This window comes from Actinoplanes sp. NPDC049265, assembly GCF_043197135.1.
GTDB lineage: Bacteria > Actinomycetota > Actinomycetes > Mycobacteriales > Micromonosporaceae > Actinoplanes.
Window position 1 is genome coordinate 1 of record NZ_JBICSP010000033.1, and the last position, 12,214, is coordinate 12,214.

At 68.2% G+C, this 12,214-nt stretch carries 4 protein-coding genes; all 4 read right to left on the reverse strand.

Annotated features, from left to right (window positions below; genetic code table 11):
- Window positions 1–173: 173 nt before the first annotated feature.
- The 4 genes from ACGFIO_RS42025 to ACGFIO_RS42040 all read right to left on the reverse strand — a co-directional run bounded on the left by ACGFIO_RS42025 (window position 174) and on the right by ACGFIO_RS42040 (window position 12,155).
- On the reverse strand, window positions 174–533 hold the full coding sequence (locus ACGFIO_RS42025; protein WP_392836305.1) for a hypothetical protein: 360 nt from the start codon (window positions 531–533) through the stop codon (window positions 174–176).
- A gap of 439 nt (window positions 534–972) precedes the next feature.
- Complete coding sequence (locus ACGFIO_RS42030; protein ID WP_392836307.1) at window positions 973–1,848, reverse strand: hypothetical protein; 876 nt, start codon at window positions 1,846–1,848, stop codon at window positions 973–975.
- Window positions 1,849–1,855: 7 nt separating this feature from the next.
- The gene (locus tag ACGFIO_RS42035) at window positions 1,856–8,566 is read right to left on the reverse strand and encodes an RHS repeat-associated core domain-containing protein (protein ID WP_392836309.1); all 6,711 of its coding nucleotides are present in this window, start codon (window positions 8,564–8,566) and stop codon (window positions 1,856–1,858) included.
- 67 nt (window positions 8,567–8,633) lie between these two features.
- Window positions 8,634–12,155, reverse strand: a complete 3,522-nt coding sequence (locus ACGFIO_RS42040; RefSeq protein ID WP_392836352.1) for a LamG-like jellyroll fold domain-containing protein — start codon at window positions 12,153–12,155, stop codon at window positions 8,634–8,636.
- Window positions 12,156–12,214: the final 59 nt, after the last annotated feature.

The following is a 12,214-nucleotide window of genomic DNA, read 5'->3' on the forward strand; positions in this document are numbered from 1 at the left end:
TTGGTCGATTTGCTGTCTTACCGGGAGCCTCGCCCCCATCGATCTCCGACCCCCCTACCCTCGCTGACCTGGAAGATCAGGTTGAAAAGGGCTCAGTAGTACTCGACGAGAGCCCATCCAATGATCGAGCAGCGTTTGCGGCGCGATGCAAGTCATGCGTCCTGGAAAAGAACTCAACTTCGCTTGTCTCGGCTGACCCAAAATGCGATGACCTTGTTGGCGTCTGGGTCCAGCCATAGAAAGTAGCCGGAACCATGCCAAGAGATCAGGACGTGTGCGAGGTCAGCATCGGACGCACACTCTAAAAGGTCAACCACGTGCGCCAGCCCGTCCAGACCATCGGAGGAAACTACGGAGGCCACCTGGAGTCGACGGCGGTAGAGCTCAATCGCATAGCCCCTCGGCATCACCTGCAGCGGCAAGGAAGCATTCCCAAGATCGTCGAACATGTCGCCCCAGGCGTCGCCGTTCCTGCAGCCTTCGCGGGCCAAGGCCACTCCGGCAAGCGACCGAAGCCGACTCACATTGATCAATCGGCTGCCACTCCTTGACCCTTTCACCTCCGCGCACCCGGCCACACCAGATACCTAGGCCTCCGAAGTGATTCGGTGACGAAACTGTCCCATAATCACTCCTTCGCATCTCCAGAACGACGCCGCGCTGAGCACGCGTCTCGCCGAATCCGGGTTAGTCGTCCGCGCGAGCACTCGGTACTTCCCAGCACGCCCACGTTGCGCTCCTCCGGAGTCAACTTCGGACGCAGCATCCCCCAGCTGTGGGGAGTGACCGGTCCAGCTTCACATCCGACACCGCGAGCGCGCTCACCGCTGGGCCCGCACGAAGTTGGCCTCGCTGACCCGCGTCTTGGACGCGAATTCCGGGCCAGAACTGGTGCGTGACGATGATCGATCCCCTGCCCGTCGTTGCATCGTCGGTGAGCCACAACGGGCGTCCACCAGCGCGTTCGAGTTCTCAAAGGGCGGAACCGGGCAGCGTGAGTCTCAGCCTCTGGCCGAGCCACTCCAAATCGTGCGCCGCACGGCTATGCGGCGCACGAACCTCGGTCGCGGCCAGGGTCGTGAGTACCTGCCGCGCCTCGGGGAGGCGACCGTAATGCGCCAGGGCCATCGGCAGGCGCCAGCGGGAATGCCACCCGTCGCTGAATTGCGGCTGCCGCAACAACTCGTCGACGAGGTATTCGGGCGAGACCGTCGCCATGACGTCCGAGAACGCCTGCAAATGCAGGTCAATCGCCTTCTCCACCTTTTCCGACGACGCGTGTGTAGGTAGATGGATTCCGGTACGCCGGAGCCGGCCGACCGCAACCGATACGGTGGCGGTGTAGATTTCGGGTGGGTTCATGCCGAGGATTCGAAGGTAGTCGCGCTCCACGGGGATCAGCACGAAATCCAACCACGGCCGGAAGCCGACGTGCTCGCCGTCGATCACCTGGAAGCGCAGCCGGACGACAAGCTCGCCACCGGCTGCGGCGCTGAAGGTCAGGCGGTCAACCGGTGTCAGGCCCGCGGCGGCCGCCCGGCTCCAGATCTCGGCCGCGACCGCGGTCGCGGAGACCGATCCAAGATCGGGAGCCCGTACGGGTACGGGTGGCGCAGCCCGCCACCACCAACCGTGCGATCCGGCTGCCGCCGCCGGCAGGCTTCGCCGCTTCCGCTCGTCCACCACCCGCACAGAGGCGGCAAACCGCTCTACCGACGGGTGCCGGAGACGCAACACGTTCTCGATACTGTCTCGCGCGGCCAACCGGGAGAGGGCCTCCAGCCGATCAGTGGTGGTTGAGGAGAACCCTTCCCAAGAGGCGAGCAGCGTTTCGGGCGCGATGAACAACTATTGCCTACTTCGCCAATTCTTTGAGGAACTCGGACTCGGGGTTGTCCGCCCGGAAATATGTGACAATGCCGTTGTTACCTCGGACACCCAATTCTCCGGTCGTCGTGTTCACCCGTACCAGTGCACCATCGGAATCTCGAAGCTGCTCCTTGGTTCCGTGCGTCGGATCCCCACAGAGGAAACGCTGCGAACAGGCGGCGTAGTCGTCGAGCGCATCATCCATGTCCCCATTGTTCCGTTCAAGAATTTCCTTCATATCTCCGACGCCGCCATGCTTTCCTTTACCCATCACGTGCTTGTCGAAGTGGTCGAACAAGTTGCCGTCGCTGGTCCAGTCGCAGTTGTGCACCAGAACCGGGGCGTTGCCGGCGAGCACATAGTACGTGTGCACGGTGTCGACCGTCAGGTCGTACATCATGCGGACATCGCGATAGGTGGTCCCCGTCACGATTGGAAGGCGGTGACCCGCTGCCGTGCGCAGGTGCTCCTCGAGCTCCAGGTCGGCAGCCTCGATCCAGGCCTTGCGGTCCTCGCTCCAGAACGGGTGGTTGGCCGTGGTCTTGAGCACCGCCCGCCCGATGGTCAGGTCGGTGAACGCGGTATCGAGGTTGATGTGGGTGGCAACGACGGCCTTGCCGGCCGTTTTGCCGTTGGTCGGGTCGGTGGTGAGCACCTTGTCGCCGGGTTTGAGTTTCTCGATCGGCTTCTTGGTGCCGTTGGCCATCAGGACCAGCGTCCCGGGCGCGAAGCTGTGGCACTTCTTCAACGCCTTCATGAAGCCCTTGACGCCGTCGATGAGGTCGCCCAGGAGGCCCTTGGTCCGGGTCACCAGGTGGGCCAGCTTTTTCCACTTCCACGGTGATCCGTAGCGCGCGGCCAGTTTGCCGATCGCCCCGCCGACGACCGACGACAGGACGTTGATCGCGGTGTTGACGCAGCCGCCCAAGTCGCCCTTGGTGAAGCAGTTCAGGGCGTCGGTGATGCCGAGCTCGTCGGCGAGGATCTTGCCGAGGGCGATGGCCGCGTCGAGGATCTTCTGCTTGGCCCGGGCGATGCGGGCCTGCCGCTCCTTCTCCGCTGCTGCGGCCGCCGCCCGCTGCCGGTCCTGCGGGGACGCCTTCGGGTTGTTGTGCTCGTTGACGCCGGGCACGGTCGGGTCGTAGGCGCCCGAGCAGCCGCCGCAGCCGTCGTTGTGACCGGGCACGTCGTGGTATTTGCCGGTGCTGTCGACGTAGTCCGCGCCCGGGCCGCAGGCGTCGTCGGAGCAGAATATCCGGCCGTCGGGGTCGGAGAACGAGATCGGGTTGTTGTTCGCGTACGCGTACCCGTTCATCTGCTGCGGGTCGTTGACGTCGATGATCGGGTCGACGGAGATGAACCGGCCGGCCGTGGGGTCGTACTCCCGGGCGCCGATGTTGACCAGGCCGGTCGTCGGGTCCTGGTTGCCGCCGATGAAGCCCTTCTCGGTCGGCCAGACCCCTGGCGCCGGCTGGGTGCCGCGCGCCTCTCCGTATGGCGTGGTCCGGCGGTGGGTGACCGTTCCGGCCTGGTCGACGGTGGCGGTGCCGGTGCCGTGGTGGTCGGTGGCCACGTAGCTCAGCCCGGCCTTGGTCCGCACCAGCTGCGCGCCGCCGGGCAGGGCGTAGTAGCGCGTACCCGCCGTCTCGCGGGTCTTGTGGTCGAGCCGGATCTCCATGCCCGGCAGGTAGAGCGTCGTCCGGTCCGGCTCCACCCGGAGCATGCGGGCGCCGTCCGCGTCGTACCGGTAGGTGGTCTTCTTGCCCGCGGCATCGGTGACCGACTCCAGGTCGCCCTCGGCGTTCCAGGCCAGCGTCTCGCCTTCGCCGGCCTTGACCCGGCGGGTGGTGTTGCCGGCGGCGTCGTAGCCGTACTCGTGGAGCTTCTCCCCCGACGGCGTCTTCTCCGTCATGGAGGTCAGCGTGTGCGGCTGGGCGGCGCCGGCGGCCGGGTAGCGGTAGGCGCGCTCGACCAGCGGGGTGCCGTCGGGCGCGTACTGCTTCTCGGCCTGCCGGTTGCCGGTCGCGTCGAAGGTGTACTCGTGGTGGTAGGGCGCGACGCCGCCGACACCGGTGGCCGCGGGTCCGCCGGCGCACGGGTCGTCCGCGGTGCTCGCCGAGGTCCACGCCTTGTCCATCCGGCGCAGGTAGTCGTACGTGAAGCACTGGACGTCACGGTTGCCGGACGGATTGTCGGCGATCTCGCGGATGTTGCCGGCCGGGTCGTAGGAGTACCGGGCGTCGACGTCCACGACCGGCGCCGCCTCCCGGTCCAGACGCTGCCGGGTCAACCGCTTGGAGCCCTGTTCATATTCGTACGTCGACCAGATCTTCTTGCCGCCGACCAGGGCCTCGGTCTGCATGACCTCACCCGTGCTGGAGTAGTCGACGTCGGTCAGGTAGGCCGCGTCCCCGCTCAGGCCGGTCAGGCGTTGCAGGTCGTCGTACTTGCTGACGACGGTCTCGAACGGCAGCCCGCCGCCCTCGGACATGCTGACCGACTGGATCGAGCCGTCCCGGTTGTACTCGGTGCCGAACGTGTAGAGGCCGGCGAGCTCCTTCCCGGCCTGCTCGGGCACCTGGTAGTAGGTACCGTGCGGCCGGTAGAACTCGTCGTAGATGCCGTAGTAGGTGGCGTACTCGGCGCCGTCGACCCAGCGGCTGGCCGAGGAGACGTACCCGAGCATCTCCTGGTCGTAGACCCAGCTGCTGAGCAGCTTGCCGGTGCCGGGCGCACCCTCGTGGACGGCGGTCTTGCGCCCGATCGCGTCGTAGACCGTGCTGATCGTCTGGTTGAGGCTGTTGGTCGAGCTGACCGGCCGGTCCAGGTTGTCGTAGGCCGTGGTCGACGTGCCGGAGTCCGGATCAACCGACTTGATCTTGCGGCCGAGCTGGTCGTACTCGTTCTTCCAGACGTTGCCGGCCGGGTCCTTCACGGTGGAGAGCTGACCGTTCGGGGTGTAGGTGTACTCGGTCTTGTCGAAGGCACCGGACGGGCCGTCGCCCTTGTATTGCAACTGCTGGGTGGTCTGGCCGAGCGCGTTGGTGATGGTGGTGACCGGGATGCCACCGGTGGGCGGGTCGACCGAGACCCGGTCGCCGCCGTACGTGGTGGTGGTGCGCCACTTCTCGTTGCCGGCGACGGCGAAGATCTCCGCCTTCACCCGGTCGGCGCCGTCGTAGGCGTACATGGTCTGGCCGTTCACGTCCCCGTTCACCGCCGGGTAGATCGCCGCCGAAGGCGCGCCCTTGACGGTGTACGTCGCGTAGGTCTTCGCCAGCTGGCCGGTGCCGGTGTAGAACGTGTCGGCGACGTTACGGTTGCCGTCCGGTCCCTGGGTCTGCACCTGCCGCGGACGCAGGTGCCCGTCGTGCAGCTTGTACTCGACGCTGTAGGTGCCGTCGCTCTGCCGCTTCTCGGTCTTGATCGCGACCGGCTTGTCGGCGACCACCTGGTACGTGTACCTGATGCTCGGTTCCAGGGTGGAGCCCGAGCGGTCCGGCAGCCAGACGTCGGTGATCCGGCCCAGCGCGTCGTACTTCAGCTCGCTGAGCAGGTTGTTCTGGTCGGTCTGGCGCATCGGGCTGCCCCAGGCCGGCGCGTAGCCGGTGGTGGTGACGAAACCGAGCGGGTTCGTCTCCTTCACCTGCGTGGTCAGACCGTTGGTCTCGGTGTAGACGTTGGTGGTCGTGTTGCCGAGCGCGTCGGTCGCGGTCAGCGGGCGGCCGTACGCGTCGAACGTGCCTTCCGACGCCCGGATGTAGGTCCCGGTCGTGCCGTTGTGGCTGGCCAGGCGTTCCGACTTCGTCGGGTTGCCGGTGGTCGGGGCCACTCCAAAGGCTTTTCCGTCGTACGAGGTCCGCGTGTCGGAGATTACCTGGGTGCGGCGGTCCGGTGTCACCGAACACTTGACCGCCACCGACTCCACCCGCGCCACCAGGCCGTACAGATACAGGCCGGGATTGTCGGCGTACGTGGTGCGGGTGCACGCCTCGTCCCCGCTGACGTCGACGTCGCCTTCGTTCTCGCTCTGGGTGACCCGGCCCAGTGTGGTGTCGAACGTCGAGCTCTGCGCGGTCTCGCGCCACCCGCCGGCGGCCAGCGCGACCAGGCTGCGCGACTTCTCGGTGCTGGTGAGCCAGGCCTCCTTGGTACCCCAGCTGAAGGTCTGCGTGGCGGTCTTGTGTCGCCAGGGAGTCTTCACCGATTTGCTGACGACCTTCGAGCCGTCGTACACGATGCTCGCGAGCTCGTGCCCGGCGAACTCGTTGTAGTCGACCTGTGTGCCGCCGGTGGTGTCCTCGACGCTGACCGAGCGGGTACCGCCGTCCGGGTCCTTGTCGCCGTGCATGCCGCGCAGGTAGCGGTACTCCGTCTTGGTCGTCTGGGTCTGGCCGTCGCCGCCGGTCACCACGACCTTGCCGTACCCGCGCCAGTCGCTCCAGGTGTCGTCCTCGGGGTCACCGATACCGTCGGGTTCGGCGTGCCGCCAGGCCGCGCCGTCCTGGTAGTCGTACTTGGTGACCATGTCCGGAGCGCCGCCGGTGCGGTCGGTCTCGATCACCGCCTCGACGACGTACTTGTGGAACCAGTCGGTGATCGGGTCGCCGGAGCCCAGCGGGGCCCACTTGACCGGGAAGCACCGCTTGGTGCTGTGGCCCTCACGGGGCAGCGTGGTCTGGGTGCAGTCGGCCGGCGCGTAGTTGACGTCGATCTGGCCGCCGCTGTCGGTGTAGACGGTGGCCAGCCGGAACCGGATCAGCGGCGCGACGAAGTCGCCGTCCCGGTCGATGCGGTTCGGCAGCTGGAGGCCGCCCAGTCTGACCTTGGGCAGGTCGATGCTGCCACCGGCCAGGCCGCGGTGACCGATCTCGCTCAGCCAGAGGGTGCGTGAGCCGTCACCGTTGTCGGTCAGCAGGTGGTCCAGCGTCCACTGGTCGACCGGGTTCCAGCCGCTCGCGCCGCGGGTCTCGGTGGTGATGGTCTTGAGCCGCGCCCGGGTCCAGAAGGTCGGCAGAATCTGGTCGTTCTTGCACTTGGTGTCGGCAGCACAGTTGCGGTCGAACGGCACGTCCGGCCAGCGGGACGCGGTCTCCGGGGTCAGATCCTCCGGGTTGCAGGTGGATCCCTCGGGCAGGCACCGCTCCTTGACGTCGAACCGGACCCGGGCCGGGGCGTTGGTGCTGTAGACGGCGTTGTGGCGCTGGCCGTAGTCGATGCGCTTGAGGTAGCCGCCCCGTACGTACTTGGCCCCGTTGACGTCGGTCCGCTTCGCCTTGGCGTAGTAATTGAGCTCCTGCTGGTAGAAGTACGAAGTGACGTTGCCGTAACGGTCCTTGACGTAGTCGAGGTTCCACCGCCAGCCCTGGTCGCAGGACGCCGAGGTGAACGTCGCGTTGTAGCAGGGCTCGTCCTTGTCGTCACCGAAGATCGGCACGGTCCAGGTGGACCTCGTCTCCTCCTTGGTGGCCGACCACCCGGGGAGACGGTTGAGGCCGAAGTAGTACTCGGTGCCGTCAGAGGTGGTGACCTTCCAGTGTTCACCGTCGTCGTCGCCGTTGGCGGTGGCGTAGTTCGCGGTGGTGAGCTGTTCCACCTTGGACCCGTTGTCGGAGGCGAGCTTCCACGTCGACCCGCTCTTGACCAGTTCGGTGGACGAGCCGTTGAGCATCAGGGTGGCGTTGTCATACGCCCAGCACTGGTCGGCGTACTGCTCGTGACCATCGTCGGCGCAGGCTTTGTAACGGCGCTCGACGTACCCCGGCTCGTAGCTGAAGCCCTCGCCGACCCAGGACCCCTGGTTGTTGGTGGTCGCGGTACGGCCGTCGATCGACTGCGACGAGTACCCGAGCGTGACCGCCGGGGCACCACCGCCGGGCACGGGCGGCAGACGCAGCGGATACGACCAGGAGAACCCGCCGGTGGACGGCGCCACCGACCACTTCGACGACGGGGACAGGCTGGTCGCGCCGAAGGTGCCCTGCGACGAGCTGTCCGCGGCCGCGACAGCGAAGAGCCCGCCGGTCTCCGTGGACGCGGACAGGGTTCGAGCGGCGGAGTCGTTGCGGGAAGGTACCGGTACGCCGGCGCAGGCGGGCGCCTCCGGTGTGGTCAGGGCGCATTCCGGGAGCTTCACCAGCCGCAGCCGGGCGCCGTAGTCGCCACCGAAGGCGCTCGCGAAGCCGGTGTAGTCGATACCGAGCTGGACGGCACCGGGGGCGGTTCGGCCGTCGGCGCGGCCGACCCGCAGGACCGGACCGTCGACCTTGGCCCGCCGGCTGCTCTCCCGGTCGAGCACCTGCACCCGCACCTTGCCGGGGGTCTCCACGGCGGCCGGGCCGGCGGCCACCGACACCGGTAGGCCGCCGGCCCTGGCCGACCGCGCGGATCTGGTGCGGGCCGCCGGTACGGCCACCTCCACGTCCCCGGCCGACGGCCAGGTCACGGCCGGCGCTCCGGCCTTCCCAGCGGCCGTGGCGGCGTCAGGCTTGCGCGGCTTGACCGGCAGCGGATCGCGCTTCGGCAGCGCCGGCTTGCTGGCCGCAGTGCCCGGACGAGCCTTGGTCGCGGCCTCGGCCGGCGCGACGACCGTGTACTGCAGGAAGCCGGCGCCGAGCGTGCCGGTCAGCACCCAGGCCAGCGGCCGGACTATCCGCCGGCGGAAAGCGCCGGACTCCACGAAGTTTCGCGAGAACATGGACCCTCCTGGGGTCAGGTCGGTGCGGGCCGCCGGGTGTGCCCGGCGGCCGGCGAGATCCGGCGGGTCAGAGGGTCAGCTGTTCCTTGGTCTGGATGCTGGTCTTCTGGATCAGCTCCGCGTCGGCGGCGCCGTTGTAGATCCGTACGTCGTCGACCGCACCGGACAGCGGCTCGCGGAAGGCGTCGCCGAGGAACGCCCGGCCGATCTGGATGCCACCGGTGGCGACGAACGGTGTCGCCAGGTCGATCGAGTCGACCCAGCCGCCGTTGACGTACAGCGACATCTCCCGGGTGTAGCCGTTGTAGGCCAGTGCGAGGTGGTCACCCTTACCGATGGTCCGCGGCTGGACCTCTTCGCCGCGGCTCTCGAAGGAACCGTCCACGGTGTCCGACCCGGTCATGGCCAGCTCCCACTTGCCCGCCTGGTTGCAGCGCACCAGGACTGAGCTGCTGTGCGTGCCCTTCTGCGCGAACACGGTCATCGGCGTGCCCTCGCAGGAGCTGGTCAGCCGGACCCGGGCGCTGATCGAGAAGCTGTTGGCCATGTCCGGGTTGACCGCGGCGGTCGCGTACGAGCCGGCTGTGCCCTTGAGCGCGAGGTGCCCGCCACCGAGCAGCGGCTGCGCGACCGGGTTGCCGCTGCGGTAGATCGTGGCGTCCGGGCCGAGCGTAAGGCCGGTAGCGCCCCGGTTCTCCGGGCTGACCTTGTTGGTCTCGGTGTTCAGCTGCCAGTACGCCAGCCGGCTCGGTGCGACCTTCTTCAGCCCGGTGACCTCCTCGCCGATGATCAGCCGGTCGAACACCGACACGTCGGCCATGGCGCCCTTGAAGAACCCGGTGTAGCCGCCCTTGACGATCTTGCGGCCGAGCTGGAGCGGGCCCCGGGAGCGGGTCAGCGATCGGCGCGCGGCGACCACCGGGGTGGCCGCGTCCACCTGCAGGGACAGCTGCCTGGTGGTGGCGTTGAAGGACGCCGCCAGGTAGGTCCAGTTGGTCGTGGCAGCGGCGCCGGTGACCCGGAAGACGCCGAGCGAGTTGACGTCGGTCATCGGCATCTCCAGGGACCAGGCGCCGTTGGTGACGCCCAGCGCAAACCCGGGCTCGCCGGAGCCGTCCTGGCTGACCGCGGTCTGCGTACGGGCCGGATCGGCGACCTTGAACCAGCCGCTGACCGTGAAGCTCTGTGCCGTGTCGGTCAGCACCCGCCGGCCGGTGGCCAGGTAGCCCTGGGCCGTACCGTCGAAGGTCGCCGCCGTGTCGGAGCTGCCGCCGGGGCCCTCCGCGCCGAACGCCACGCCGCTGCCCGCGCGGGCGTCGTTGTCACCGAGGCCGTCCTCGGCGCCGAGCTCACCGGCGACCTCACCCAGCGACCACTGCGCGGTCGGCGGCCGCTTCCCGACCCGGAACGTGCAGGAGGCGATGCTGCTGCTGCGGCCGGCCCGGTCGACCGCCTGGACATTGATCGTCCGCGGGCCTTCCTTGTCCGGGTACCAGTTCTTCAGCGTCACCGGCCCGCCGTCGCTGGTCGGCCGCAGGACGTTGACCCCGGCCACCGGGTTGGTGTTGAACCCGTAGCGGTACTCCACGACGTCGGTCGCCGCCGAGTCGAACGTGAAGTCGCCGGGTACGCCGATCGAGCCGCGCCACTCGTCGTCCTCGACACACATCGGCGCGCCGGACGTGCCGTTGTCGGCGGCGTCCGAGGGCAGGTAGACGGCCGAGTCCACGTCGGGGGCGCTCGGGCTGGTCTTGTCGAACTTGAACTGGCAGACGTTACGGGAGCCCTCCGAACTCCACGGCCCCCAGCTGGTGCCGTCGCTGGCCCGGACCTCCCAGGAGATCAGGATGTTCTGCGGCATGTCCGACGGTGTGTTGTAGGAGAACTGCGAACCGCTGGCCTTCAGCCCGGTCGTGTAGGACCGGGTCACCAGCGAGCCGCCGGTGGGCGTCCAGGTGACCTTGAACTCGGCTTTCACCTGCTCGGTGTGCGCCGAGGAGTGGTCCGGGTCGCGGAGCACCGCGTTGAGCCGGGGCGGGACGTCGACGTACGGGGCGTTGGCGCTCCCGTAGACACACTGGCCGCCCGGCGACATGGTGAGCTCGGACTGGTTGGCGATCAGCGGTGCCCGGTTGTAGCGCACCGAGAGCAGCCCGTTGTCACAGAACCGCTTGCTGTGGGTCACGTCGCTCTCGTTGGTGGACTTGAGCCCCAGGATGACCGAGCTCAGTTTCTCGGTGACCGCCCGGTCGAGCGCCTTCTTCGCGTTCCAGGCGGCGTTCTGGTTGGTCGACGTGCAGCTCGACTGGGTGCTGGTCGGCGACTTGGTTTCCAGGAACGTGTTGTCGCTCCAGCTCGTACCGCCCGGCTGATTGTTCCAGTTGGTCGCCGAGTTGATCTTCGAGGTGGGCGGCATCATGTAGAGGGAGGCGGCCCGTGCGGTCGAGTTGTACGCGTGCTGCATCGTGACCCGGAACTCGGCGCTCAGGATGGTCTTGCCCGCGTACGGCGTGGCCATCTGGTAGAAGAGCCGCTTGACCTTCGAGTTGTTGCACGACTCGGGGCAGTTGCCGATCCGCTCGTGCCGCTTCCCGTCGAACTTCCAGTACTCCTCGTTGGGATATCCGCTGTCGACCATGGCCCAGCCGCTGTTGGTGTTGCTCTGCCACACCGGGTCGATGTAAAGCGGGAACGCCGACGCCGGGGCGTCGAGCATGGCCCGGTCCGGAGTCAGCGTGAGCGTGCCCCGCGCGTAGTCCAGGCCCACCCCGGCCACCGCGGAGGCGTCACCCGGCCCGCGGGAGTCAGCCGGTACGGCCGGTTCGGTGCTCGCCGGCCCGATCCGCCGCGCGGCCCCGCCGGTCTCCTCTTCCGACCCCTCGCCGGTTCCGCTGGTCCACATCGTCGGCGCGTCCGCCTCGAGCACCGGGTTACCGGTGGCGGGGTCGAGCGCGACGACGCCACCGTTCTCCGTCTCCTGGATCGTCAGCCCCTCACCGACCACGCCGAGACGCAGATCGACCAGCTCGGGCAGGTCCGCCGCCTCCGGGGTCTTGACCACCAGGACGTTCGAGAAGCCCTCGGTGGTCACGTGCGTGACCAGGTCGACGTCCGGGAAGACATTCGGGTAGGTGGCCTTGTCACCCTCGATCGCCGGCGGCCGGAGATCACCGTACGGCCAGCTGAGCGTCATGCTCTTCTGGTCGCGCGTCACTGTCATCAGCGGGCCCGGGCCACCCGGGGACAGCCGCATACCCAGCAGCGCCGCGGCCGGCCCCCAGCCACCGTCGGATTGCGGGACCAGATTGGCGTCCGTGGGCACCCACTGGTCGCCCTGGATCACCCGGACCGGCTGGGCGTGATCGTTGGCGATCAGCGTGCCGTCCGGCTGGGCGAACACGTCGCGGTATTCGCTGCGCTGGGCGAGCACCTCGACCGGTTGCTGGAGGGACCGGGCAGCGACGATCGCCTCGGCCTCGGTGTCCCGGACCGGATCGGCCTCGACGGCCGCCGCCGGTTCCAGCGCGGGCGCGGGCTCCGGCGACCGCACCAGCGCGGTCGCGGACAACAGGCCCGCGAGCCCCAGCATCAGACCCAGCGTGGTCAGCCGGGCACGTCTCGGCGTACGACGAACCACCGTACGGTCCT